Source organism: Paenibacillus sp. P46E (assembly GCF_001909095.1).
Taxonomy (GTDB): domain Bacteria; phylum Bacillota; class Bacilli; order Paenibacillales; family Paenibacillaceae; genus Paenibacillus_AQ; species Paenibacillus_AQ helianthi.
Window position 1 is genome coordinate 63,749 of sequence record NZ_LVYZ01000047.1, and the last position, 26,649, is coordinate 90,397.

26 protein-coding genes and 1 riboswitch are annotated in these 26,649 nt (G+C 51.6%); of the genes, 5 read left to right on the forward strand and 21 right to left on the reverse strand.

All coding sequences use genetic code 11. From position 1 onward, the window contains the following. Positions 1–34 precede the first annotated feature (34 nt). On the reverse strand, positions 35–1,930 hold the full coding sequence (locus A3849_RS18000; protein ID WP_074112661.1) for a sensor histidine kinase: 1,896 nt from the start codon (positions 1,928–1,930) through the stop codon (positions 35–37). A gap of 287 nt (positions 1,931–2,217) precedes the next feature. Between A3849_RS18000 and A3849_RS18005 the strand changes: the two genes are divergently transcribed. The 3 genes from A3849_RS18005 (at position 2,218) to A3849_RS18015 (ending at position 5,116) form a co-directional block, all read left to right on the forward strand. Next, positions 2,218–2,733 (forward strand): hypothetical protein, encoded by a 516-nt coding sequence (locus A3849_RS18005; RefSeq protein WP_074112662.1) that lies wholly within the window; start codon positions 2,218–2,220, stop codon positions 2,731–2,733. A gap of 54 nt (positions 2,734–2,787) precedes the next feature. Then, a riboswitch (Fluoride riboswitch) is annotated at positions 2,788–2,850 on the forward strand. 147 nt (positions 2,851–2,997) lie between these two features. Then, on the forward strand, positions 2,998–4,251 hold the full coding sequence (locus A3849_RS18010; RefSeq protein WP_256700815.1) for a voltage-gated chloride channel family protein: 1,254 nt from the start codon (positions 2,998–3,000) through the stop codon (positions 4,249–4,251). Positions 4,252–4,420: 169 nt separating this feature from the next. Beyond that, positions 4,421–5,116, forward strand: coding sequence for a peptidylprolyl isomerase (locus A3849_RS18015; RefSeq protein ID WP_074112689.1), 696 nt, complete (start codon positions 4,421–4,423; stop codon positions 5,114–5,116). 98 nt (positions 5,117–5,214) lie between these two features. Here A3849_RS18015 and A3849_RS18020 read toward each other — a convergent pair whose 3' ends face one another. From A3849_RS18020 to A3849_RS18055, 8 genes are all read right to left on the reverse strand, one after another. Further along, entirely contained in the window at positions 5,215–6,309 is a 1,095-nt protein-coding gene (locus A3849_RS18020) for a Glu/Leu/Phe/Val family dehydrogenase (protein WP_074112664.1), read from the reverse strand. 188 nt (positions 6,310–6,497) lie between these two features. Continuing rightward, positions 6,498–6,824, reverse strand: a complete 327-nt coding sequence (locus A3849_RS18025; RefSeq protein ID WP_074112665.1) for a hypothetical protein — start codon at positions 6,822–6,824, stop codon at positions 6,498–6,500. Between the two features lie 32 nt (positions 6,825–6,856). Beyond that, on the reverse strand, positions 6,857–7,558 hold the full coding sequence (locus A3849_RS18030) for a pirin family protein (protein ID WP_074112666.1): 702 nt from the start codon (positions 7,556–7,558) through the stop codon (positions 6,857–6,859). A gap of 258 nt (positions 7,559–7,816) precedes the next feature. Then, entirely contained in the window at positions 7,817–8,464 is a 648-nt protein-coding gene (locus A3849_RS18035; protein ID WP_074112667.1) for a nitroreductase family protein, read from the reverse strand. Positions 8,465–8,555: 91 nt separating this feature from the next. Beyond that, positions 8,556–8,996 carry an RrF2 family transcriptional regulator gene (locus A3849_RS18040; protein WP_074112668.1) on the reverse strand — a complete coding sequence of 147 codons (441 nt, stop codon included), beginning with the start codon at positions 8,994–8,996 and terminating at the stop codon, positions 8,556–8,558. Positions 8,997–9,094: 98 nt separating this feature from the next. Continuing rightward, positions 9,095–9,667, reverse strand: a complete 573-nt coding sequence (locus tag A3849_RS18045; RefSeq protein WP_074112669.1) for a hypothetical protein — start codon at positions 9,665–9,667, stop codon at positions 9,095–9,097. 181 nt (positions 9,668–9,848) lie between these two features. Then, positions 9,849–10,781 carry a manganese-dependent inorganic pyrophosphatase gene (locus tag A3849_RS18050; RefSeq protein ID WP_074112670.1) on the reverse strand — a complete coding sequence of 311 codons (933 nt, stop codon included), beginning with the start codon at positions 10,779–10,781 and terminating at the stop codon, positions 9,849–9,851. 131 nt (positions 10,782–10,912) lie between these two features. Then, complete coding sequence (locus tag A3849_RS18055; RefSeq protein WP_074112671.1) at positions 10,913–11,725, reverse strand: AAC(3) family N-acetyltransferase; 813 nt, start codon at positions 11,723–11,725, stop codon at positions 10,913–10,915. A 262-nt stretch (positions 11,726–11,987) separates the two neighbouring features. On the opposite strand from A3849_RS18055, the gene A3849_RS18060 reads away from it, so the two are divergent. Beyond that, positions 11,988–12,971, forward strand: coding sequence for a ring-cleaving dioxygenase (locus A3849_RS18060; protein ID WP_074112672.1), 984 nt, complete (start codon positions 11,988–11,990; stop codon positions 12,969–12,971). A gap of 148 nt (positions 12,972–13,119) precedes the next feature. On the opposite strand, the gene A3849_RS18065 is transcribed toward A3849_RS18060, so the two are convergent. Next, positions 13,120–13,788, reverse strand: a complete 669-nt coding sequence (locus A3849_RS18065) for a stalk domain-containing protein (RefSeq protein WP_074112673.1) — start codon at positions 13,786–13,788, stop codon at positions 13,120–13,122. Positions 13,789–13,893: 105 nt separating this feature from the next. Beyond that, the gene (locus A3849_RS18070) at positions 13,894–14,577 is read right to left on the reverse strand and encodes a YjjG family noncanonical pyrimidine nucleotidase (protein WP_074112674.1); all 684 of its coding nucleotides are present in this window, start codon (positions 14,575–14,577) and stop codon (positions 13,894–13,896) included. A 102-nt stretch (positions 14,578–14,679) separates the two neighbouring features. On the opposite strand from A3849_RS18070, the gene A3849_RS18075 reads away from it, so the two are divergent. Then, complete coding sequence (locus A3849_RS18075; RefSeq protein WP_372237783.1) at positions 14,680–15,639, forward strand: MraY family glycosyltransferase; 960 nt, start codon at positions 14,680–14,682, stop codon at positions 15,637–15,639. A gap of 328 nt (positions 15,640–15,967) precedes the next feature. On the opposite strand, the gene A3849_RS18080 is transcribed toward A3849_RS18075, so the two are convergent. The 10 genes from A3849_RS18080 to A3849_RS18120 form a co-directional block, all read right to left on the reverse strand. Continuing rightward, positions 15,968–16,486, reverse strand: coding sequence for a mismatch-specific DNA-glycosylase (locus A3849_RS18080; protein ID WP_074112676.1), 519 nt, complete (start codon positions 16,484–16,486; stop codon positions 15,968–15,970). Between the two features lie 41 nt (positions 16,487–16,527). Beyond that, positions 16,528–17,085, reverse strand: a complete 558-nt coding sequence (locus A3849_RS18085) for an RNA 2'-phosphotransferase (RefSeq protein WP_074112677.1) — start codon at positions 17,083–17,085, stop codon at positions 16,528–16,530. A gap of 39 nt (positions 17,086–17,124) precedes the next feature. Next, on the reverse strand, positions 17,125–19,740 hold the full coding sequence (locus tag A3849_RS18090) for a polynucleotide kinase-phosphatase (RefSeq protein ID WP_074112678.1): 2,616 nt from the start codon (positions 19,738–19,740) through the stop codon (positions 17,125–17,127). Beyond that, positions 19,740–21,191 (reverse strand): 3' terminal RNA ribose 2'-O-methyltransferase Hen1, encoded by a 1,452-nt coding sequence (locus tag A3849_RS18095; RefSeq protein WP_074112679.1) that lies wholly within the window; start codon positions 21,189–21,191, stop codon positions 19,740–19,742. Before A3849_RS18095 ends, A3849_RS18090 begins: the two co-directional genes overlap by 1 nt. 38 nt (positions 21,192–21,229) lie before the next feature. Next, complete coding sequence (locus A3849_RS18100; RefSeq protein WP_074112680.1) at positions 21,230–22,033, reverse strand: nucleotidyltransferase domain-containing protein; 804 nt, start codon at positions 22,031–22,033, stop codon at positions 21,230–21,232. A 99-nt stretch (positions 22,034–22,132) separates the two neighbouring features. Continuing rightward, the gene (locus A3849_RS32970; RefSeq protein WP_178382730.1) at positions 22,133–22,273 is read right to left on the reverse strand and encodes a hypothetical protein; all 141 of its coding nucleotides are present in this window, start codon (positions 22,271–22,273) and stop codon (positions 22,133–22,135) included. Between the two features lie 118 nt (positions 22,274–22,391). Continuing rightward, a complete protein-coding gene (locus A3849_RS18105) occupies positions 22,392–24,470 on the reverse strand; it encodes a DUF6449 domain-containing protein (RefSeq protein ID WP_178382731.1) in 2,079 nt (692 codons plus the stop codon). Next, a complete protein-coding gene (locus A3849_RS18110; RefSeq protein ID WP_074112682.1) occupies positions 24,424–25,326 on the reverse strand; it encodes an ABC transporter ATP-binding protein in 903 nt (300 codons plus the stop codon). The genes A3849_RS18105 and A3849_RS18110 overlap by 47 nt, the downstream gene beginning before the upstream one ends. Further along, positions 25,323–25,709, reverse strand: a complete 387-nt coding sequence (locus A3849_RS18115) for a GntR family transcriptional regulator (protein WP_074112683.1) — start codon at positions 25,707–25,709, stop codon at positions 25,323–25,325. The genes A3849_RS18110 and A3849_RS18115 overlap by 4 nt, the downstream gene beginning before the upstream one ends. Positions 25,710–25,858: 149 nt before the next feature. Beyond that, positions 25,859–26,649, reverse strand: a 791-nt coding sequence (locus tag A3849_RS18120; protein ID WP_083613571.1) for an agmatine deiminase family protein, incomplete at its 5' end; no start/stop codon positions are given.

Consider the following 26,649-nt stretch of genomic DNA (forward strand, 5'->3'; position numbering starts at 1 on the left):
CCCTTCAAAAAAACGGAATTAACCAAAATAATTCCTATATATTTGCGGACGATGGTAATTTAACAATCACCCGGGTGCCTTCACCTTTCCTGCTCTCAAATTGAATGGAGCCGTTCATAGCTTCAATAATCCGGAACGTCACCATCAGGCCAAGCCCGGTCCCCTTCTTTTTGTTCGAATAATACGGTTCACCCAGATGAGCCAGCTCGCTCACTTTCATCCCTTCCCCGTTATCCTGCACACTGATAATGACATGCCCGCCAGACTCCCATGCAGTAATAGTAATCAGCCCATCTTCCTCAAGGGATTCAATGGCGTTTTTGATCAGATTAATAAAAGCCTGCTTGAACTTGGAGGGGCTGCCCAGTACCTGGAGTCCGCTCTGCAGCTGAAGCTCAATGGCTCCTCCCTGCATGTTGGCCAGCGGTACCAGAATGCCCGAGACATGCTTAAGCTCCTCCGCTACTTCAAAGCTGTCCAGCGAATCAGGTCCGGGCTTGGCAAAGGTCAGAAAGTCCGTGATGATAAGCGAAGCTCTGTCCAGCTCTTCCAAGGCCATTTGCAGGTATTCCTTCTCCTTCTTGCCGGAGCGTTCCCCCAGAATCTGCAAAAATCCCCGGGTAACCTGGAGGGGGTTACGTACCTCATGAGCCACCGAGGCCGCGAGTTCGCTGATGATCTCCATTTTCTCCGACCGCTGCAGATCATCATTGAATCTCTCCAGCTCACGGGAATATTCCAGTGCCTGTTCATGATTGCTGGCGAATCTTCTGCCCAGAATGATAATAAGCGAAAGGACAAACACAATAACCCCCCACTTCCACCATTGCAAGTGATAGCTGTCGTTGGCATAGTACAGAACCAGCTCCGTTAGTGACAATAGAGCAAATACTGAGAACCCGGCCGAGAAGATCACGGCATCGCTGTTCCCCCGGAATGCAGCCTGAACTGCCACGTACAACAAATAGATAACCTGCAGCATCATCAATAGACCCAGAATATCTACGGTGAAGATTCTATAGATTCCGTCTAACCGGTAAGATAGCAAAGCGTTGACAACCAGAAACAGTACACAAAATAGAGAATAGCCCAGCTGAAATTGACGCAGCCGCATAATCAGTCCGCGCCAGCCTGGACCGAAGATTTGCTCAAAGTAAAATGTAAACGACGGCAGCAGCGTCAATAACGCCAGATCGTAGCAGATATCTATCCAATGCCCCCGGGTGTGCAAAATAATCGGCAGAAACGGCGAATAGGTAATGAACAGTATGCCAAAGCAAACAATGACCAGAACCAGAAAAAAACCGCCCTTGAAGAAATCCAGCTTGAGAAACAGCAAACAAACCATCAATGCCGTACCCATAAACAAAAAGGCAGCACCGATCACAATATCCGCCAAATCCTGTTTCACATAAACAGCCAGCAGCTTGCCGTAGCTTCCTGCTGTAATTGTGCCTTCAACCCCAAAGCCCTGACCGTCCCCGCTGCTCCACAGATAAAGCCGGGAAGGCCCCCCGGCACCAGACAAAGGGATCAATACCTTGCTTCCATTATAATTCACTACATCCTGAGAATCATAAATGAGCTTATTATCCATATAAGCCCTGAGATTATTCCCATAGACTTTATCAATCAAAAGGGCCGGGTTCGCCCCGGTCTCCGGGAGAGAAAAGCGGAGCCAGACGGCTGTGGCCCCTGCCGGAGCCACGGGTCTGACGGATTGCCCGGGAATGGGGATCCAATCACCGTCAGGGGCCGAAGCTGCAGCAGCAGGATTGCACACCGCTGAAGCTTCCCATTTCAGCTCCCAGCCTGGCAATAAGGTTCCTGCCTTGCCGCTCCATTGTGAGGCAACCGCCATAGGCACTATAACAATCAGCAGCAGGATTGTGAAAATAACTGCCGCTGCCTTTGTTGATGAAAACTTCATTGTGGCACCTCAGTAAATCTTTAGTTGGATTTATGTAGTCCTTACAACTCTTATTTTCGACAACCTTCGCACTTTACCTGCCTATTCTTGCAAAAAACCTCGAAAAAAGACGTTATATCTCAGCTTATAAGATAACGTTCCTTCTATAATGGTTAATCCTCCACCAGAATGATTATATTAAGGATAGGCTGCGGTAAGACATGAAGATTCGCCGCAAGAGATTGGGGTATAGAATTACTATAGTAAATGAAGCCAAAAGCAATCACGCCAAAAGGAGCTGAACGGCGATGGGTAATGAATTTAATAAAACTGAAGCCGACTTTGTATATGAGCGTTATAGTAAAATGGGCGGAGTTTCATCCGAGCAGGATATCCCGGTTGAGGAACTTCAGGCCCACGAGAAGCCTGTAGATTGGGATGGTGTGGTAGATGGCGGCTCCGATCCCGCCTTGGAGGGTGATCCTATTCTTGCTGCCGATATTGACCTCAATGCTCCTGAACCGGCACTCGGACGCCGGGCAGACAGGGTCAACAGCATGACTTCTCCTCCACCATCCGAGCGGGACGAAGTGCTGGAATCGGATGCACTATTTGCGGCTGAAGCCGCCGGACTGGCCGGCAGTGCAATTGATTACGCCGATAATGAAGAGCTTATAGATGACGATGATGAAGAGCTTCCGCTCGAAGATATTCCCGATGCCGATGAGATTGAACCTGGGACAGCCATTGATCCGGTCTCCCCGCCAATCGATGCCATGCCGGGTACAGATGTTCTGAATGGCTCAAATGGTGATGAGGAATAACAGAGTTATTTTTCGCATTGACTTTTTCACATGATGTCCTTAGTATTGGTTGTAATTCAATACGGCGATGGAGTTCGCCATTAACCGTCTCTAAAGACTAATGACTCCTACCAGCGGTCACTTCGCTGGTAGGAGTCTGTTTGATTTTAGGGAACCATGTTGTGGCATCATTATTTATTGGGGGACAGGAAGATGAGAGCAGGATATACACGGTTGCAGAAGCTTATAGAAAGGAGAAGTTATTGGGCACTATGGGGTACTTTCATGAAATGGATTATCCTTGGCGGCGTTGTCGGTATACTGTCCGGTACAGCCTCAGCCATTTTCCTGAAAAGCCTGGATGCAGTGACAGAAGTACGCTTGAATCATGCCTGGCTGCTGTATTTGCTCCCGCTGGGCGGGGCTTTGGTGAGCTATCTGTACATGCGGTACGGCAAAAACAGCGGTAAGGGGAATAATCTGATTCTTGAGCAAATTCAGCAAGGAAATGAGACGATTCCGCTGCGGATGGCTCCCCTGGTCCTGTTCGGAACACTCGTCACCCATCTATTCGGGGGTTCCGCGGGACGGGAAGGAACGGCTGTGCAAATGGGCGGAAGCCTGGCGGAAGCCTTCGGCAGACTGATCCGTATCAATTCCCTTGACCGTCAAATTCTGCTCATGTGCGGAATCAGCGGCGGGTTCGGCTCCATTTTTGGAACACCTTTGGCTGGAACGCTGTTTGGTCTGGAGGTCATCGCCATCGGCCTGATCAGCCATAAGGCGCTGCTCCCCTGCTTCACAGCCAGCTTTGTCGGAGATATCGTGGCTACCCGTCTATGGAACGTCCATCACATCCATTATCAGGTAGATGTCTTTCCGGCACTTTCCATGATTGTGCTGCTTAAAGTCATTCTGGCCTCCGTCCTGTTCGGGCTTGCCAGTATCGCATTCAGTGAGCTGACCCATTATCTGAAAAGAGCCTTCACCCGGTTAGTTAAGAATCCTATGCTCAAAAGTGCGCTCGGCGGGTTCATTATCATTGCCCTTGTCTATATTGCCGGCACCAGAAATTATCTGGGTCTTGGGATTCCTCTGATTCAGGATTCGTTTCAGACGGATGTAGCCCCCTTTGCCTTTCTATGGAAGCTAATTTTCACCTCATTTACCCTGGGGACCGGATTTCAGGGGGGAGAAGTGACTCCGCTCTTTGCCATAGGCGCCACCCTGGGGAACAGCTTAGCCGGATTTCTTCATCTATATGCACCTTTTCTGGCCTCGCTGGGATTCATTGCCGTCTTCTGCGGAGCGACTAATACGCCGATCGCCTGCTTTCTCATGGGAATTGAACTGTTCGGCTCAGGCGGAGCGGTCTATATGTTCATCGCTTGCCTGGTAAGCTACCTGTTCTCCGGACATTCCGGCATCTATACGTCCCAGCAGATTGGGATATCCAAAAGTGAGTGGGTCCGCATTCCCGAAGGTACCACACTGGGAACCGTCAAGCAGCTGCGCCAGGCAGGTAAAAAACGGCTATGATGGTCCTTAACTCTTTTTTCAGGGATGCGCCAACCAATGCCGTCCCTTCATTTTGCAAGGAGCAGGACAAACGGGGTATGATAGGGTAGATGAACTACGATATTTATAGATCAAAGGAGCGATTGAGAACGTGAAGATTACAAAAAGAAATCCCGTCATCCTGCTGCTGATGATGAGCCTCCTGCTGGTGATTGCCGCTGGCTGCGGTAACAAGCCCGGAAATAACAACAGTACAGCCAATAGCGGAAACAGCAGCAATGCAGCGGGTAATACAGGCAATGCAGCGAGTCCTGCTCCCCAAGAGAGTGCTGCGGCACCGACTGAAGGTGTGCCTGTGGCAACCGCCAGCCATCCGGTAGTCACGATAGAGATGGATAACGGCGGCATCATCAAGGCCGAGCTGTACCCTGAGGTCGCTCCAAATACCGTCAATAACTTCATCTCTTTGATTCAAAAAGGCTTCTATAACGGAACGATCTTCCACCGCGTTATTCCAGGCTTCATGATTCAGGGCGGAGATCCAGATGGCACGGGTACGGGCGGACCAGGCTACGGCATCGCAGGTGAATTCACAGCGAACGGCTTCACCAACAATCTGGCGCACACGCAGGGCGTACTGTCCATGGCAAGAAGCCAGGATATGAACTCCGGCGGCTCCCAGTTCTTCATTATGGCTGCTGCGTATCCAAGCCTGGACGGCCAATATGCTGCTTTCGGGAAGGTTACTGAAGGCCAGGATGTGGTAGATGCCATCGTGAATCTGCCCCGTGACAGCTCAGACCGTCCGGAACAACCGCCGGTCATGAAGAAGGTTACCGTAGATACGCTAGGTGTAACTTATCCGGAACCGGAAAAGGTAAAGTAGACATTTTCCAGGCTGCATCTACTCTTGAATCTACGGCACATATAAAAAGCCTCTTTTCCTATCCCGGAAAAGAGGCTTTTTTACTATATCCGCAGCTGTTATCTTCTGCTGAGCACATGGTGACTGTCGCGCAGGAAGGTGCTGCGGCTGTTCCGCAGCAGATTGATGCGCTCCTGAGCCAGATGATCTGCCGCCGCATAAGCAGGTATTCCACTGGTAGAGGAGATTTCCAGCACCCGCGAAATACTGTCATAGATTTTGGCAATCTGCTTGAAGGCGCGTTCCTTGTTGTATCCGTTCAGTTCATCCGCCACATTGATTACACCGCCCGCATTAATGACGTAGTCAGGAGCGTATACGATTCCCATCTCATGCAAGGCATCCCCATGACGCGGTTCTTTTAGCTGATTGTTGGCAGCACCGGCGACAACCTTCGCCTGCAGAAGCGGAATCGAGTCATCATTGATTGTTGCGCCGAGGGCGCAGGGCGCATAAATATCACTTTTGACAGAAATGATATCACCAGGATCAACCGCTTTGGCCCCATAGGCCTCTACCGCCCGCTTTACCGCATCTTTGTTAATATCGGTTACGATCAGCTGTGCACCTTCCTCATGCAAATACTTGCACAGCGTAAAGGATACATTGCCGACACCCTGAACAGCAACGGTCTTCCCTTCCAGAGAATCGCTGCCAAAAGCCGCCTTCGCCGCTGCCTTCATCCCTTGGTATACGCCAAAAGCTGTGGCCGGGGACGGATTGCCGGAAGAACCATAGGTTGCTGAAATCCCGGTCACGTAATCCGTTTCCTGATGGATGATATCCATGTCCGCTTCTGTGGTACCCACATCCTCGGCTGTAATGTAGCGGCCGTTCAAACCTTGTATGTATCTGCCGAAGGCACGGAACATCGCCTCGTTCTTGTCTTTTTTGGGGTCTCCGATGATTACCGTCTTGCCACCGCCCAGATTGAGCCCGGCTACAGCATTCTTGTAGGTCATTCCTTTGGACAGCCGGAGCGCATCTACAATCGCGTCCTCCTCCGAAGCATAGGTCCACATTCTTGTTCCACCCAGTGCGGGACCCAATGTTGTGTCATGAATGGCGATAATGGCTTTTAGTCCCGATGCCTTGTCCTGACAAAACAACAGTTCCTCGTAATCGTCCCGCTCCATTGCTGCAAACAATTCCATTTTATTCATTTCTCCTGTCTCAGCTCTTTATTCGTGTTATGTTTCATAACAAAATTAGTACTTCCAGAGCGTATTGTCAATATCATTTGTCCGTATCCAGTGGATTTTTCTTATTGATTCACTTATAAGCGCTATGAATCTATTTCTCAATGTCATATATATGTTAGAATTTATCCCAGATTGATATTCTATTCCCAGTACTGATCCGGACGATATTCGATTTCCGACTGTACAGATATCTTCAGGCATCTGGAAGAGCTGTCATAGTTCACTGGATTGTCCCCGACATAATACCAATGTTTGATAGTAGGGCCGGCATCCGGCTCTTCGAAACGGAAAACATTCAGTTCGCTCTTCAGCTCCACAACCGCCTGTCCTTTCTCGGCAGATACCCCACACAGGGTGATCAGAGTCAGGCCTGCCTGTTGATCAAAGGTGTAGGACACTCCTTCTGTGCTGTTGACCAGCATACGCCCGGTTACAGAATGTTTAATTAGAACTCTCTCCTGTTCCATCGCTGTTCCCTCCTTGTACGAGTATACAGATATTAGGGCAGATCAATCAGCATGACAAAAGCATCTTCACTCGCGACAAGGCTCAGCCCGCTAACCTCTTCGATCCGGGCAGAATCTCCGGAGTGACGAAGCACATTCCCGTCCAGCTCAAGCTGCCCCTCTATTAAGTAGACATAAATGCGCCGTCCGGATTTTTGGCGATGATTCAGCTGCTCTCCGGCTTTCACCCGGCCCAGATAGATCGTCATATCCTGTGCGATCTCTACAATCTCTTCTGTGCTTACGGGCGCTACTACAGGCAGAAGTTTTCCCTCAAGCTTCGCGGGATCAAAACGGCCGGTTCCGTAGGAAGGTGCTGTTCCCCGGGTACGTGGCATGAACCATAACTGGAGCAGCCTTACCGGTTCCGACTCCGAGGGATTGTGCTCGGTATGGATAGCTCCCGTACCTGCCGACATCCGCTGGATGCCGCCAAACGTCGTCTCAACCACATTACCAAGGTTGTCCTCATGCCGGAGTGTACCGGACAGTACGATGGAGACAATCTCCATATCGCTGTGCGGATGGGCACCGAAGCCTCTTCCCGGAGCGATGATATCATCATTGCAGACGCGCATGGGCCCGAAAGCCGTGTTGGCAGGATCATAATAATCACCGAAAGAAAAGCTATGCATCCCTTTCAGCCAGCCATGGTCAAAATGATGGGCGGATTCCGCCGGGTATACTCGTATCATGTGATCGCCTCCTGAGATAATTCATGGGTCAATCCAGCTATTCCTAGTGTAGCAGAAAGCGCCGGAAACCAGAAATGAACAGTACAGCCCACAAAATTCCGGCCAACAAAAAAAGGCACCTTCCTTGATCAAGGAAGATACCTGATATTTAAGAAGAACCGGCCTTACCGGCCCCATAAGGACAGCGAAACCGGCGGTTTAGATCGGCTCTCAGTAAAACAGAGATGCCGGTAAATAAAAGGATCTGTCCGGTCCCTCTTATGCTTGGAATCCATTCCAGTAAGCAATCTCTTCCAGCGGCAAGCGGCCTGTTGGCCGTCCTTCCACTGAAGCCTTGCCAAGCGCAATCAGCATTACCGGTATATAACGGTCAGAGATCTGGAACAGCTCTTTGAGCCCCGCAGGGTCAAAACCGCCCATTGGCACCGTGTCATAGCCTCTGGCTCTGGCTGCAAGCATCAGCTGCATGGATACCAGTCCGCCGTCTACCAGAGCAATGTCCTCCAGCTTTTCCTTCGGCAGACTGGAGTAGCCTTCGCGGCTGCGTTTGGCCATAGCAGCGGCAACATCCTCCGGCATAAGCCCGTTAGCACTGGCATGACCATAGATAGCTTCCGCATTGCTATAAGCTTCCGTATCGCCAAGTACAGCGATCACCGCCGAAGCCTCCGTTACTTGCGCCTGATTGTGCGCTATAGGTAGTACCTTCTCCTTAACTTCCTGATCAGTAATGACGATGAACCGCCATGGCTGAAGATTGGAGGAAGATGGAGCCAGAGTAGCCTCTGCAAGAATCTCTTTGATCTCCTCATTTGAAATTTTCCAGGAAGGATCATACTTCCGCACCGAACGCCGTTCCCGAATCACCTTGCTGAATTCCTGTTCTACTTTCAGTTCTGCTGCCATAACTTAATCCTCCTCTTTCTATCCCTGTTTTATAGCGATGTGGTTAACTGTGATTTAATAAGCACAGTATAATTCATAAAAAAGCACCCTGTCAACATTCCGTTCGGCGCACAAGATCTGCCAGGGTATACTTCTGCAGAACAGCTACTGCACTCTGATCCATCTCTTCCAGAATGTCTCCGCATGCGCCTTTCATCTGCTGCCCAAAGGCGTTCTCACACATCGTCTCATTCACAGTATTGCTGCGCACCCCGCAGGCCTCCATGGCGCTGTATATTTCAGCCAGCGTCAGCTCTTCCGGGGAACGGTTCAGCATATAGCCGCCATCCCGTCCTTCACGGGTCACCAGAATGTGTTCCTTGGTCAGCTTGGCCAGAGCCTTTCTCAGAACGGTGGGCTCTGACGACAAATACCCGGCGATTTCACAGCTGGAACAGGTATTGCCCTCTTTACGGGCCATAATCACAAGTGCTTGCAGAACCAGACCAAACGATTTATATTGAAGAGCTCCGCTGTTTCGTGTTCTAGTCATGTTCCTCCGCTCCTTTACACTTAGATGTAAGCTTAAGTATAGAGTCTGCGTGTTCTTTTGGCAAAAGGATTCACCTTCTGCTGTAATTACACAGTCCGCTAAATCGTGGAAATCTGCATTTCAGAAACGATAAACCAGCTTTTGGATGAGCTGTCCTTGATATAGACCTGGATCATATAGTTCCCTTTTTCATTAAACATATAGGAGTATTCCACGGACTTGAACCAGAAGCTTTCCTTCTTTTCATTGATGGCTTGATTATCCACCGTAACCGTCTTGTTCAGAGGATCCGTGATGGTAATCTTCAGATCTGAAATTTCGGTCTTAAGATGATCCACCTGCACAAGAACGGAGAATGTGCTGCTTTCCGCACTTCTCACCTTGCCAAAGATCTTCCCCTGATCATCGAGCAGGACCATGTTGACGTTGGGCTTATAGATTCGCACCTCCTTGGCAGATTCATCCCAGGATAATACCGCGTGCAGGTTCTCAGGGAGTTGCTCGATGGACAGATAAGGCTCTCCTTCCGACAACAGCCCCGACTGCTTCTGCAGCACATTATTCAGGTAGACCGCGATATCCGATTTGCCCGAAGCCGCATACAGCAGGGTACCACCTGATATCACCATCAGGCATAGTGTGGAAAAAATAAGCTTTTTCATTGTCCCCATACATTCTCCCCCTCTAATTTGTTCCCTGCTGATTATACCGCGCAAATGGAAATAAGTTGCTGAGAAAGCCCAGATATACAAAAACCGGCTGCGCGCCTTCCGTAAAGAAGGCGCACAGCCGGGCTGTGTCATAACTCTATCCAATAAATTGCTGAATAACTCCGCTTACCAGGCCTGTCTGTTACAGCTTGGCAATGGTTTCAGTCAGAACTGGAACGATCTGTGATTTACGGGAAACGACACCCTTCAGAACAGCTTTGTTGTCGTCCAGCTTCACATTGTAAGCCTGCTCAACTGCACCTGCCACACGGCCCAGGGCCAAACCTACGGAATCATTGTTCAGGATATCTGTAACTACGAACAGGAAAAGATCCAGGCCTTTGTCATCAATGATGGCAGTCAAGGCTGCTTCCAGTTCAGCTTGTTTGGAGAGCACATCGTTCACATCTACAGCGTTTACCTGGGCAATCTCCACCTTGTATTCACCCATTTTGAATTCCTTGGCATCCAGAGAGATCAGTTGGGCGATACTCTTGTCGCTTAGATCGGCACCCGCCTTGAGCATGGCAAGACCGTAGCTGTCAGCGTCAACACCGGCGATGGCCGCCAGCTCGCGCGCAGCCGCTACATCCTGCTCGGTGCAGGTCGGAGATTTGAACAGCAGGGAGTCGGAAATGATGGCAGACAGCATCAGACCGGCGATATCCTTTGGAACAGCTACTCCGTTTTCTTTGTACAGCTTGTTAAGGATCGTTGCTGTGCAGCCTACGGGTTCAGCACGGTAGTACAGCGGATGAGCCGTTTCAAAATTAGCGATCCGGTGGTGGTCAATAACCTCGACCACACGGACCTGATCGATATCATTCGCACTTTGCTGGCGTTCGTTATGGTCAACCAGAATGACCTGTTTAGCTTCGCTTGCTACATTCTCAACCAGGCGCGGAGCCTGCACGCCGAAGTGGTCCAGCGCATACTGAGTTTCGCCGCTGACTTCGCCGAGACGAACCGGCTCAGCATCCCAGCCCAGTTCCTTCTTCAATGCCGCATAAGCAATAGCCGAACAGATAGTATCCGTATCCGGATTTTTGTGTCCAAAAATCAAAGTTTTTTCCATTTCCAATCTCCTTACTATGTTTTTTGTGAGAATAATATACCATACATTGATAGCTGCCCGCCAGATTGCGGACAAGAACCTGAAATTCATTACCTATTTGACTAAGCCAAGGAGGCACATCTGGTGCGCAGTCAATCCGGAACGACCCGCTTGGTCTTGGGCAGCGGCCCGGGCACCTCTAAATCATCCAAGGGTTCATTGTCTGAGAAGAGATCCGGATTGCTGCGCAGCATACGGCTTAGAATATCCGTTGTTGCCACTGTCCCGCAGATCATCACAGGCGCATCTCCAAAACGGCCTCTGCGCAATGCCCCGCCTTGCTCAAGTACCCGCTCTACCTTCCAGAAATGCTGCGACCAGGAGAGTCCGCAGTGCCTGCGTGAAGGAACCGGGAGCTCTTCCCCGCCGGGTGTCACGGTATACAGTTGCTCAGGCTCATCCGTCATTCTGCCGGGAATATCGAGCCATTCTTCAATTCCGTGGATGAAGGTATTCCGCCGCAAATCCACACCAAGCAGCATAATGTCCGCCTGGCGGTCCAGAAGTTTGCCATAGACGGAACCGCGGGCACATGGCGTGTCCCAGCGCTCATCACCGGCGGTGAATGCAGCCGCATCCTTACCCAATGCTGCTACAGAATGGGTCGGATGCCACGAGCGGATAACGTCCGCCCGCCTCCGGAAGAGCTCAGGCAGAATGCCGACACAAGAAGGGGACTCCTGGACGGAGAATCGCGGATTATCCGCATGGATATAAGACCAGGTATGCGTAGGGAGGACCAAAAGACCTGGTTGCATATAGGCAGAGAGCGCATCCAGTACAGTGTCTGCACCTCCTTGGACTTCCCCGATACTCTTCAGCGAAGAATGGACGAGTAATGTCCCCTGCGGATCAATCCCCATTCCTTTCAGCTGCTCCATCAAGCTAATTTGTGTATGTATCATATCGCTCTCCTTTGCAGATAAGAAGAGAAGGGTTAACCCTCCTCTGATAGAGGCAGCTTCCTCCTCCTCCAAGAATAGAAGGATTGTTTCTAGTCAGAACCTACAGATCGTTGTATTTCAATGGAATGAAATTCACACTTGCTAATTTTAGATTTTACTATTAAAATGTAAGTAACTTAATAATAACTATATACTTTATTTTTCATTCACAATATACCTGTTTTCCAGCACTTCAACCCCATACCTTTGAGGAGGAACTACCATGAGTTTAACATTAAAAGGACTTCACCATGTATCCGCCCTAACCGCCAGAGCCCCTGAAAACTTCAAATTCTACACCGAGGTGCTCGGACTGCGTCTGATCAAAAAAACAGTCAACCAGGATGATATCTCCGTCTACCATCTGTTCTACGGGGATGAAGTAGGCAATCCCGGTACGGAAGTCACCTTCTTCGAAATTCCGAACGCAGGCCGCAACCGCGATGGTAATAACAGTATTTCCGCACTGTCGCTCCGGGTGCCGGACGATAAGTCGCTTGAGTATTGGTCCCAGCGGCTGACGGAGTTCCAGGTGGAGCATGATGAGATCACAGACCGCGGAGGACGCCAAACGCTATCCTTCCGGGATCATGAGGGGCAACGTCTGATTCTTGTATCGGATGAGCATAATCAGGGTGTTGCAGGCGGCAAGCCTTGGGCTAAAAGTCCGGTTCCGGCAGAGTACGGCATTCTCGGTCTGGGTCCGGTCCATTTGACCGTTGAGACGGCAGAGTCTTCCGCAAAAGTGCTAGTGGATCTGCTCGGGTTCCGCCGTAAAGGCAGCTATCCTTCCTCGGTTGCCGGGCAGCCGGATGTCATTGTATTCGAGACCGGCGAAGGCGGCTCCGGCTCCGAAATCCATCTGGAAGAACGCAAAGATCTGCCCCAGGAGCGGCTCGGACGCGGCGGTGTTCATCACGTGGCCTTCCGCGTAGATAACGCCGAAGAGCTGAAGCAGTGGATCGAGCGGATCAGCAGCTACTCCCTCCCGAACTCTGGTTTCGTGGACCGCTTCTATTTCCGCTCCCTGTATTTCCGTGAGCCGAGCGGAATCCTGTTCGAGCTGGCAACGGACGGCCCGGGCTTTGCCACGGATGAGGATATTGAGCATCTGGGCGAATCCCTGGCCCTGCCGCCTTTCCTCGAAGCCAAGCGCGAGCAGATTGAAGCGCACCTGAAGCCGCTGGATACACGGCAGCAAGCTTAATCCACTAATTCGGCTGGAACCTGCACAGCTTGCAAAGGGGCTGCACTCCGCTGCGGTTCTGGAAGACCAACTCAGCAAGGGAATTACTACTGCAACAGCTGCGACCTTCAGAAGGCGCAGCTGTTTTTTTTGTGAACAATAGGGATGATCAGCTCTCCGAGAAAGTGATGGTGAAGATATTGAAGCCCGGACGCGCGGTTGAAGCCTTGCCGGTGATGGACAACGGGCTTGTTCCGCCCAGTCTGCCTGAGATTCGGACCGTAGTGGCGCTTATGGTCTGGGAGGCATTCTCCAGCCGTTTGATCCGCACATATTCACTATACACAAAGCCCATCGTTTCCAAGGTCTCCTGCGTGGAGTAGGTGAACGCCACCTTCTTCACCCCGTCCGCATCCGTATCCAATGTAGCTGCAATCAGGGCATCCTCCGGAATCGGGAAATCCTTCGGCAGGTTCACCGGCCGCACTGTGCTTTCTACTGGAGGAGTGGCCGTCCCAGCACCTGTTCCCGTGGCTCCACCTGTCTCGGCACCGCTGCCAATTCTCACTTTATAGTTCGCGGCATCATAAGTTATCGGTACTTTCAGGGCACCGGCGATCGAACGGACCGGCAAATACGTAATGCCTTCGTAGGTGATAGGCGTTAGGGTTTTACCGTTCCCGTCTTTCAGCCAATAAGGGGTGCCATCCACCACAACCCCAATACTGTGATTCAGATAGGCTTTGATCTGCTCCAGCTTGGCTCCCGCATAGACACCTGCCGATCCGGTTATCGTCATACCTGCAACGACAGCGGCTATCAGCCATTTTTTGTTCATATTGATCCTCTCCCCATATAGAATTGATGACAGAGTATGAGTATTGCATCTTAATATATTTAACACCCGGAAAACTTTTCAACCTCAGGATTGTATCGTTTGGAATTAGCGGATAATCTCCAGAAGCCCGGACAGCTCCCGGATCTCATAGGTCGGATGAATACCCGGAACGCCTTCTTTGCCCAAAGGGTTAAACCAGCAGGTGTCGATGCCATAGTCCATTCCACCCTTAATATCCGAGGTCAGCGAATCACCGACGATCAGCACTTTGCTCCGGTCAGAGATCCCCAGCTTGTTAAAAGCATAATCAAAAATCCCCGCTTCCGGCTTCTGATAGCCTGTCTCCTCGGAAATAATGATCTGCTCAAAGGTATCGCTCAGCGGCGAGCCCTGAATTCTGGACAGCTGAACATCCTTGATCCCATTGGTGATAACCGCAAGTCTGTACCCGTTCAATTCCTGACAGAGCTCCACCGCCCCCTGGATCAGGTACGTCCCCTCACCCAGAAACTTTAAATAGGCTTCACTAAATGCTTCAGGACTCAGTTCGAGCTTATGTGCGGCAAACAACCGGTTGAACCGTTCAACCCGCAGCACAGCAGATGTGGTCCGTCCTTGCTCCAGGTCCTTCCACAGTGCCCTGTTAATTTCTTGGTAGCTTGCAGCATAATCCTCGGCACCCGTAGGCAGGCCAAAATGGACAAAAGCATTGTACAGCGCCTTGCTCTCAGCCATCCCATAGTCAAACAGGGTATCATCGGCATCAAATAAAATGACCTCGTATTTCATATTCCCATATTCCCTCCTATTTCGAGTCTCGTCGACAAGCACCTGCCATCTGCGATATAATTCAGAGAGACTCACTCAAAAAATGTAACGGCGGTGATTGTCATTTTTTATGTTCTAGCGTTTCTGGTGTCCTTCTGCATCGTCTATTTGCTTATTCCTCCGCTTGGCAGGCTTGCTTTCAGGCTCGATTTTGTGGACAAACCCCGGCAGGATGTCGAGCGCAAAATACATAGGGAGCCCATTCCGCTAACAGCCAGCTATGCGATATTCATCGGATTTTTCATTACATTCCTGCTGTTTACCCGTGATTTCTCGCTAAGTACACTTGCCCTGTTCATTGGCGGTGTGCTCCTGCTGACCATAGGCACCATCGATGACTGGTACAAAACCAAGGGCAAGGACTTCCCGGCGCTGCCGAAGTTCATTGTCCAGATCGCGGCTGCGATTCTGGTCTTTCTGTCAGGCAATGCCTTCACCGGATTCTTCAACCCCTTCTCCGGGGATTATATCTCGCTGCCGGTCATCCTGCAATTTGTGCTTACCATTCTCTGGATCTTCGGCGTGACGACTGTGATAAATTTCTCGGACGGTATGGACGGTCTGGCGGGAGGGCTGACGGCCATTTCCGCAGTAACCCTATTTGTGGTCGCTTTGGCCAAAGGTCAATCCGCCTCAGCCATGATGGCAATTACTCTAGTGGGGGTAACCATTGCCTATCTGCGTTACAACAAGGCCCCGGCCAAAATTTTCATGGGTGACGCAGGCGCTACCTTTCTCGGCTATATCCTGGCTGTAATTGCACTGGACGGTGCATTCAAGCAGGCAACGGTCTTGTCGCTGTTCATCCCGATTCTCGCACTGGGCGTACCGATCTTCGACAATTTGTTTGTCGTCATCAAACGGTTCGTGCAAGGCAAGTCCATTTATCAAGCCGATGCGACCCAGGTTCATTACCGTCTGCTCAAAGCCGGATTGAACCAGAAGCAGGTTGTTGCCGTCCTTTATCTGGCCAGCGTCTGCCTGTCGCTCTCCTCAATCATTCTGCTGCTGATCCAGACCTGACGCGGACTGGGAATGGTAGGAGTAAGGGCACAGTATTACAGCAAAACACCCTTGATGTTCAAGGGTGTTTTTGTGTTGAGTGCCAACCTGCCTAATGAGCAATACATGCCGGTAGACAAAGTGATCTGCGCAGTGTGAACAAGTACATTTACCGGTCTGCGCCAGGGAGGGCGGAATTAAGTGCACTTTTACCTTTGTTTTGCCCATTTCCGGTCAGAGGGGCGGAATTAAGAGCATTTCTGCCGTTGTTTTGCCCATTTCTGGCCAGAGGGGCGGAATTAAGAGCACTTTTACCTTTGTTTTGCCCGTTTCCGGTTTGAGGGTGGAATTAAGTATTTTCCTGAATATACTCATACAGCCTGTGGTAAATAGCCACGATCTCCGGCATGGGCATTCGTACCAAACCACTGGACGAAGGCGCCACGAATTCCCTCACGCCATCCACGATCGGGGGCTGTTCCTCCTGAAACCCCCAGTCCGCCTTTGCTCTGCGGCTAAATTCCGTATAGACCCCCTTGCCTACAAAACAGGCGATCTCCGGGCGGTAGCGTGTAAGCTTGTCCCGGAGAATCTGACGTCCCTCCGCATATTCCTCACGGGTAATGTCCTCCGCTCCACGTGTCGGTCGGGCAACGATGTTAGTGAAGCCCAAGCCTAGCCGGAGCAGTTCTCCGTCCTCCGAGGCATCATAGAGGCGCGGCGTCAGGCCGGAGTGTTCAAGAATGCGCCAGAAATGATTGCGCGGATTGGCATAATGATGCCCCAGCTCTCCGGAACGGAGACTGGGATTGAAGCCGATAAATACAATTTGCAAGCCGTGGTCGAGGTGATCCGGCACTTCACCCATGGGACATCCCTCCTATAAAGCTGGAAACTGGCGGTACCCGTTTATTCTTCTTCCCGCAAGGCAATGCAAGCAGGTGGAACCGGCTCCGCCAGCCATACCTCATTACCCGCATAATAGAAGGTTACTCCCAAATGCACAGCCTTAACCGTATCCACGCTCAGCAGAACCAGCCTGCCTCTGCGGCTCCCGGCCAAGCTGGCAAAATGGAGCCCCTCTGACAAGTGTACATACTGCCTCCCCATCGGCTTCAGGCCTTCTTTCAGGATCGCGGACAATGCAGATTGATTAGTGCCATGATACAGCACAGGAGGCGGGGTTCCCGGCTCGTATGCAAGCTTGGCATGACTGTGCCCATACCGCGCTTTTATACGCTCGCCTTCAATGGCAAAGCGCTGCTTCTCGCTGTTTCGGACAACCTGACGGATATCCTCTGCAGTGATGCCGGCCCATTTCGGGGCAGCATGGATGACACTCAGCAGATCCTCCAGCAGGCAGGAGCCGTCCTCAGGATCAAGGAGTAACCCATACGCTGACGGGGTATGCCGGAGCAGCTTGGTCATGAATTTGCTGAGTGAAACCTCAGCAGCTTGGTTCAACATTTGTTACACCTCATTTGTTCTCTCTTCACTGCTCTCCGTTTAGAGCCGCGGGTCCACCGGATCGGATTCGAGTGAAAGGGCGGCAAGCACACATTCATGCACGCGCTCCAGTGGCTCTTTGCGGATAAAGCGTTCCACAGATTCTACGCTCAGAGCGCATTCCATTAGGGCGTGGCGCTCTTTTTTGCTGGTTTTGCGCAGCTTGAGCCGGGACAGATTGTCCGGCTGCAGATAATCGATGCCATAGATAATGTGCAGGTATTTGCGGCCCCTGACCTTGATGGCAGGCTGAATGATCGATCTGCCGTTACGGGCAATGAAGGTCTCCGGCTTGATCACGATGCCTTCATGTCCGTCCTCTGTCAGCTCCTCCCACCAGCGGATGACGTCTGCTTCGTCTGCTTCACTGGTGATCGTCCGGTATTCTGTCTCCATAAAGAGCGGTGACAACCCGGCAAGCTCGCGGCTATGCTCCATGTGCCAGATATGGCTATGGTCAAAAAAGCTCTGCCCGCTGTGCGCCAGCGTATGGAACGGGGCAATCCGGACGCCGGCAAGGCCGTTTGTATCCCAGCAGTACTGCTGAAAAGCTTCGCGGAATACACGGGCGTTCTTCAGCTTACCCTCCATCTCCTGCACCCAGCCCGACACATCACGTCCGGCAATCTCAGCTTCGCGCAGCTTCTCCAGAACATGCTCGCGATCCATAGCAGCAGCTTCGGCGACATGGGCATACTGGGTGGCGATCAGCTCACGCGCCTTCAGATTCCAAGGGATAATTTCGGCATCGAGCAGCAGCAGGTCCGTATTATGGCAGTCCCAGTAATCAGCTTGGTGCAAATCTGCATTCAGCCGGGACAGCACTTCCGCTTCGGTATCCTTGTCAAAAAAGGCCCTGCCGGTACGGGTGTAAATCGTACCGAGTACTTCACGTCCCACATAAGGCACAGCAGCAGCTTCATCCCGGAACAGCAGCAGAACTGCGCGGCTGCCCATGTGTTTTTTCTCCGCAACCATCGTCCTCACGCCCTGCGAGCGGAAGTAGGCGATCGCTTCACGCGGGTGCTCCAGGTAAGCTTCATCGGCAGACACTGCCGGTGACGGACTCATTGTTGGCGGAATGTAGATAAGTTCCTCCATAGGAACAGTGAAATGAGATACCGTGTCTATTGCGGCTTTTACAAATTCACCGCGCACAGAAATTTCGCCATAAGCCTCCGTCATGACAGAATATCCTTCCACAAGCTTTCGCAGATTAGGGGGTGAGAACCTCCCGCGTTCCCAGCGGATCAGGGGACTGTCCGGGTCCTGCGCATAATCCCTATATGCCTTGACGCCGACAAACTGCTGCTCAGGGTAGCGGTAGGCCGTTAATGAGCCTCCAAATACCGCACCCTGATCAATGTTGACCGTATCCTTCACCACTGTCGGGTATGGCCTTGGGTCATGCCCCCAGATAATCAGCTCTCCCGATTCGTGCTCTACGTACCATTCCTTGCGGACAGGGGCTCCTGAAGCCTCCATACCGTCAGTATCTCCATAGCGGCAGAAATCCTGTATCCGTCTGGACTGTTTGCCGATATATTCATCCCGGATTCCGGCATGGGCAACCACTACACGACGTACACCCTCATGGCACAAGACCAGATGGCTCGGGGCAGACAGAAGAAATTGCTTCAGCTCTTCCCTCAGCATATCGGCTGCTTTTTCACCGGATTCACTTGCAAGTTGGGCAAACTCCACCGCAATATTCTCATCACCATGGCCCAGGGTTACCTTACGGCCGCTGAGGTAGCGGGCAATCTTCCAGCCATGGTTGCTGTCGATCATGCGGGCGATTCCGGCATCGCAGTGCCTTTTCCAGAATCTCATCGTATCCAGCGATTTCGGCCCCCGGCTCATTACATCCCCTACGGAGATCAGCATCCTGCTATCAGGATGCCGGTAGAGTCCGGCATCATCCGGTACATAGCCCAGCTGTCCCAGCAGCTCCAGCATTTCGTCATAACAGCCGTGAATATCTCCGATCACATCGATCCCATTGCCAATTTCAACGACCAGCGGGTTCGTTTTGCGGGTAAACTGCACAGTTTCCGTTTCTTTGAGCATATAGGTGAAGTCGAAGCCTTCATCACGCAATCCGCGTAGTGAACGTTTGAACTGGACGAACTGCTGCTTCACACGCTGTCTGCCGCGCGGCTGGTCCCGATTTCGGTCCCGCTCAAGCAAGGTCTGCTCCGGAAGATCCAGAATCCAGGCGGTACAAGGAATATCATAGGCTGCTGCCAAATCGATATATTTCCTGCGGTATTCCGGCTGCAGATGTGTCGCATCCACCACTGTCAGCTTGCCCAGGCGGGAGCGCATGGACACAACAGTATTCATCGCCTCAAAAGCCAGCTTAGACAGCAGCTGGTAATCATTGTAGAGGATATCGGCCGCCTCCCGGGAGTGTCCTTTCCAGTCGATATATTCAACATCACCTACAAGTGTCCGGTATTCATCGGAAGAAACGATCTCTGTCTGCAGTAGTACGCCCTCTTGCACGAGTCTGTGAAGCAGAGTGGTTTTGCCGCTGTTTGAGGGCCCGACGAGCACAATAATGCCTCCATGCGGAAACGGAATCACCCGCTGCCCTTCTTGTCTGTCCGTCATTACAACGCTTCCCCCTTCGTAAATATGGCCATCTGCGTCGGGTAACCATAATTCAGATCGAACTCGCCTACACCCTTTAGTTCTGCAGAATAATTATAGATCGGGGTCCAGCGGGAACACCAAGCAGCAAAAGCCTCCCGGCTCCACTCAAAGCGGTGATCCCCATGGCGCATCTCCTCCTGATCCATCTCATACACTGCGTTATATTCCTTGTTCGGCGTAGTAATAATCAGTGTACCCGGGGCATATTCGTGAAAAATCGTATCCATCACCCGGCCAAGCCGGTATTCATCGATATGCTCGATGACCTCGCAGAGAATCATTACATCCTTGCCCCGCAGCGATTCATCGTAATAGAAAAGTGATCCTGTCACCGGCTCAGGCACAGTAACACCGGACTTACCTACCATCTTGGCGAAGCGGTCCATCGCCCGCAGCTGCGCTGAGGCAGAGGGCTCCACCGCCTTGATCTCATGCACCCCGGGCACACTTCCGAGCCTCGCCGAGAGCTTCCCTTCACCGGAACCGAAATCAACAATTCTGCGCCTGGATACAAGGCCCTCGACGATCTCTGCGATCGCAGCATAACGCAGATCATTCAGTCTGACTTTGGGCGCTTCGGCAGCTTCCATAGAGGCGTCTGATCCCAGTGCAACCGGGGATACGTCTTCCGCTGTCACCGCGGCTAAGGCTGCGTTCGGCGTGCGATTCTCTATCTGCTTGTCATCTCTGGTCATCCATCCTTCATACTGCTTGATCGCGCCGGCAAAGCGCAGAGTGCGCTTCAGAATCAGCCCGCGCTGCGGGTGATCCTCCAGCCACCCCTCTCCGTAGCGCCTGATTTTGTCCACCTCGTCATCACTGATGTAGTAATGCTTGTAGTCATCCAGCGCTGGGATTAGCACGAACAGCTGCCGGAGGGCTGTTTGCAGCGTCTCTATGCCTTTCAGCCGGATATACCGGACAGAGCTTCGGCTCTTCAGATCAAAGGCATAACCGGCATCGCCCCGTTCCAGCAGCACCTCATAGCCAAGAGCGGTGAACAGCTCCGTAAGCGTACGGTCCGGCAAATTAGATGCTATAGGGCCTAAGGCCAGCTCCAGATTCAGCTTCCGTCCCACCCACGGCACATAAGCTTCCTTCGTCTTGCCGTTCAGTGCAGTACCCAGCGCGGAACGGATGTAAGTACAGAACAGGCTGCTCACCACAAATTCACGATCGTTAATATACTGCGTAATATCATTGTGCGCCGAAGAATCGCCTTTTACCAGCTCAACCGGATCCGGCGTGACATAAATGACTGCCTCGGTTTCCTCCTCGGAAAAGGCGGTAAAGACAATTCGCACGCGCGAATCTTTTTCCATCCGTTCATACAGGTTACTGGGATTCTTGGCCAGCAGGTGGGACAGCATGCCCGCACCCGCACCCGTTGCTCTAATTGTTAAATGCATAGCGCCCATCTCTCCTTCTACGTCACTTGATATTCTCCCTACGGGGTCCAGCGGCTTTCTCCGCCCCACACCTCAAGCAATGCGGAACGGAACAGTTCATCCAGCACGTGATCCTCTACCCCGTTTCCTGGTCCAAACCGGACCGCCGCTTCTTCAAAATGGCTGATCTGCTCCTCCAGATAGTTGTTAATACACGCAAGCCGAGGCTCCAGGTTCAGTTCATCACCTGACATTTTGCGGACCAGCAGCCTATCGACCGTTTCTCTCAGCTCCGTTCCTTCCGGAATCAGGTCTTTTACCAGCACTGTGAACTCCAGAGGGGGCACCTCCTGATACTTCTCAATCCAGGCACATGCCAGCATTGGCCGGAGAACGTAAAAATACTTCTTGATCTTAACCTCGCTGCCCTGAAGGTAAGTCCGGTAATTCCCGCGGGCCATATTCAGATAATGGTAAATGCAGGATTTGGGCGAAAATCCAAGCGGCGACAAGCGGCGGATTCTGTCTGCTACGGTATAGTTCTCTTCATAACGAATCGGGGATTGCAGCCACTCCAGGAGCGGCGGGTTGGATTTGCGGAAAAGGGTCAGCCCTTTCTTCAGATCCCATCCGTTAATATCCAGCAAGTCACTGATTGGACGCTCAATGACATCCCGCTGCCCGAAGATTGAGAGATAAGCTTCCGGGCGGCGCAGGTAAAGGAACCGCACATCATAGTCGCTGTCTTTGGAAGGGAAACCCCAGGCCCTGCTGCCGGACTCACAAGCGTACAGGATACGGACATCCTCCTCGGATTCGATAGCGCGAAGCTCGCGGATAATGGATTCATGAATTTCAGACATGATGTATCTCCCCCAATCTTTTTCAAGATAAAAAGTCAAAAAAGGCCATGGACTCCATCGTCCATGGCCATGCTTTCGCCTCATGCATATTCAGGCAAATTACTTCCCGTGAACAAGATCACTTGCTGCTGCCGGAAATGAATCAACCGCTGCTAGGGCCAGCCTGCCGAACGAGGCGGACAGATAAACGGGAAACAAATGGACAAGATTCGGGTACGATAGTTTTCCTTGTTCATTCATCTGTCCTGACCTCCTAAAAGTTTGGTTAGCATTACTTCGTAAGCATACGCTTAGCGATGTGGGCATGATAATATTTCCAAAAGCATAATCCACGGTTCCAGGTTCTGTCAACCCAGTTCTAGGGAATAAGTGCTTTAAGGCCTGGCGTTAAGTCTTCTTCATGCAGCGAAGCATAATCTATGAATCCGCCTTTATAGACCAGCTTTACCAGATAATCGCCATTCTTGCCTGTAAAATTGCGCTGGCGGCTCAGAATATCGTTAATCTCTGTCGCACCCTTAACGATAACAGCACGGTTCTCACTGCGTGCCAGCTTCACATGTTGTTCAGCGTCAAACCTAGTCTCTTCAGGGAGCTTGCCGGCATAATCATCTTGGATCAGTTCAGCGGAGATGACATCTTGTGCTGTAGAACGGACCTTATCCGCATATCCCTTCTGAACGAGCCAGTTCTCCAGCTCATGAAAGGAAGGCTTCCAGTCGAAGTCATAATAAAAACCATACCCTATATGGTTCGGCTTGCTGTTCATCTGTATAGTAGCGATCGACTTCTGGTCGCCAGTCTGATCTTCATAGCTCATGTTCAAAATTTCCTGCTTCAATAGCCCGGTAAATTCCTTAACCTCCTGTGGATCAGAGATGCTAACAGCTTTATTGGTATAATTGGAGCCAAGGCGGATGCTTTCTATGTCTTCATCCAGTTGATAAAGCGTATATTCATTCTGTTTGAAGCCCTTGCTTTCCATCACCGACTTCATCTCCGGCTCAAATCCCTCACCCGGAATCCAGTACTGCCGCACCAGCTTGCGCCCGTTGTCCAGTTGATAGGCAAGAGTGAACATTCTGGCTCCAGGAGAATAGTGTCTCACTGAATCCTGATTCGTTGGCCGCATCATTACAAGCGCATGATGAAGTCTTCGTACAGCTTCGATGTACTGTTTATCGGTAGTGTAGAAATCCGGCTTAGCCAAAGGAGGATCTTGATTCACGCCGGACGAATCTACGCTTGCACTGAAACTGTATATCCGCGGATAGGAATCGTCATTGTACATCTGGTATTTGCTCCCTGCATACACCCCCGTGACGTGTTCCCCCGCAGGCACCCGGTTCTCATATCCGGTTAATCCGGATACCGGAATGTAGAGCAGCAAACCCAGCAGAATTCCATACATTGCAAACTCCATTGGCACTTTACACGTTAGGATCTGCCAGGTTTTACGGATAATCATCTCCGAAGCAATATAGCCCAGTATAGCCCCAGTAATATAACCGCAGAACATCCAGCCCAGCTGATGAGGTTTCACAGAGGTAAAATAAGTTCCCGAGAGAAGCATGGCGCAGAGCATGACACCCGCTTTGAATAGTGGATTGAAGTAGGTGAAGGCAATGGCCTGCCCTGTCTTCTCCCCATGGCGATTTCGATACAGCACAAAGGATAAGGCGATGAACACAACCGACAGTGCCGCGTAAATGCATAGCTCCGCTACGCTGAAGATTTCATTTGTATAAGTGAGGAGACGGAGCAGCGGTGACCAGATGTACAGACTGTCGCTGGACCCGGACCATTGCGGGTAGCCATACAGGTACGTATCCAAATGTAAATTGACCAGCTGAAACAATGCTGCCGGAAGAATGAGCAGAATATAAATGATTATTCCCTGGAGCACCGTTTGCCCCGTGCATATGCCAACAAAGGTGCTGAACACAAAAAGGAACAGGGTAAGAACACTGACGATCAGGCACCAATTCCAAATATCTGCACCAGAATAGATGTACATATTGCCGCCCAGCGGAGTCACGATTGCGGTAACCGCTGCCGTCAGCCAGACCGGAAGCAGCAGAAGGCCGAGTCCGCTCGCCATATGGGCAGTAAGCAGATGCTCCCTCCGCAGCGGAAGGCTATGCCACAGATCGGAGGCCATTTTGGACTGCAGGTAGCGGAACACGAACAAGCCTGCAGCTACAGGAAGAACGACGATGAACAGCACCTGAATATCTCCTGCTACGCGGAACAGATTATCCACCTTCTGGGGCTGTGTACCTGAATTACCGCTCATGAACAGCTGCAACGGGAGTGAAAATAACAGGCCCAGGGTATAGATGATTCCGATCCAGCCGTGCTGGCGCACATTCTGGCGGATTACACCGCTGTTAAAGAAGTATCGGCTGTGCGTCATACCCGGCATCCCCCATTTCATAAATAAAGATTTCCTCCAGCGTCAAGGGAAGCAGATCGAACACATACGGCTCATAGACATGAAAAGCTTGCGAAATCCGCTCCCGGTCGCCTTTTACGATATAGAGATTCACGCTGCCCCGCTGCTCTTGATGGAGAATTTGCAGCTTGGCCGCCAGTGCCGCCGCATGACGCTCATCCCGGAAAGCCACCTGAATCTTGTGCGTGTCCGCCTTCAGGTCATCGAGATCCTTCTCAACCAGCATCCGGCCGCCGTGCATAATGCCGACATGATCGCACAGATCCTCAATCTCCCGCAGATTATGTGAAGAGATCAGCACAGTGAGCTCCCGCTCAGCGACTTCCTGAAACAGCAGATTTTTGATCTGCCGGCGCATCACCGGGTCCAGCCCGTCAATCGGCTCATCCATGATGAGCACATCGGGTGTACAGCTTAGCGCGAGCCAGAACGCCGCCTGGCGCTGCATCCCCTTCGAGAAGCGGCTTAGCTTGCGTGCCGTATCCAGCCGGAACACTGTCCCCAGCTCCTCAAAACGCTTGTCACTCCACCCCGGATAAATCGAGCGGTAGTAGGCCGCCATGCTGTTGACCGACGCCTGCGGGAAGAAGTAAGGGCTGTCCGGCATAAAGATTAGGCTTTGCTTCACCTCCGGGTTCTCAAACACCGGTTTGCCCCCAATCTGAACCGTCCCCTCATCGGCCCGGTAGATGCCCGCAAGTGTCTTCAGCAGCGTGGTTTTTCCGGCACCATTGGAGCCCAGCAGTCCATAAATAGCTGCTTTATGTACGGTCAGCGACAGGCGGTCCACAGCCTTTTCACCTTGAAAGCTCTTGCTGACTCCGCGAATCTCGATCATGGGTTCTCCCCTCCCTCTCTGTGCTCCAGCACCTGACGGTACAGCGCTCCTATCTCACTTTCTGTGAATCCCAGATAGACTGCTTCCGCCATCAGGCGCAGCAATTCCTCCCGAAGCTCCGCTCTTTTGCTCTCGTTCTGCCCTTGTTGCGAAGGTGCTATAAAGCTTCCCTTGCCCTGCAGAGAATAGATATAGCCTTCACGCTCCAGCTCCCTGTATGCTTTTTGAATCGTATTGGGATTCACTGTAAGCTGTGAGGATAAGGTTCTTACGGATGGAAGCTGATCATCTGCCCGCAGAATTCCGTGCATGATCATCTCTTTGACCTTATCGGTCAACTGTTCATAGATCGGCTTGCGGCTGCGGACGTCCAATTCGAACATGACAGTCCTCCTTTCGTATGCTGTCTTCTGGCAAGCATCTCAGTGTATTAACTGTACTACTATTATTAATACAGTCAGATAGGGATGTCAACACAAAGAAACGGCCAACAGGGCCGTCCAGAAATCTACTATAACTAAGCAGCAGAGCTTCACCACCCTCTTGGCTGCTGCTGGGTGATGCAGTGAATATTACCGCCTCCGAGGGCGATTTCCCGCGTATTGATCTGCACCACCCTGCGGTCCTTGAATACACCGCTGAGTGTACGCAGTGCCTCTGCATCCCTCGGGTCGCCAAAAGCGGGAACGATCACGCCGCCGTTGCAGATATAGAAATTCACATAGGTTGCCGCAAAAACAGTGCCTGCTCCACGGTAGTAGCTGTGATGGGCCTTGTCAATCCGCCGCGCTTCTTCGTCCGTTATCATCAGCCGGTCCGGGAGATGCAGCCGGTGAATCTTCAGTCTGCGGCCCCTGGCGTCCCTCTCCCGGCTCAATATTTCATAGGCCCTGCCCAGCACTTCATACTGCGGGTCATCCGGGTCATCCGTCCAGCTCATCACCACTTCTCCAGGCTTCACAAAAGCCGCCACCTCATCAATATGACCATCTGTCTCATCGCTGTACAGACCCTGGGGCAGCCAGATAATTTTTGTAATATTCAGGTGATCCCGTAAAAGCTTCTCCATCTGCCGCTTCGTCAGATGCGGATTGCGGTTCTTGTGCAGCAGGCATTGCCCGGTGGTCAGCAGTGTGCCTTCACCATCCACATGGACCGCCCCGCCCTCCAAAATAAAATGCTGAAGATCATAGCGGTCCATACGCTCGATCTCCAGCACTTTTTGTTTCACCAGCATGTCGAGATCCCAGGGGAAATACAATCCCCCGTGAAGACCACCCCAGGCATTGAACCCCAAATCAATCCCCCGAACTCCCCCCTGCC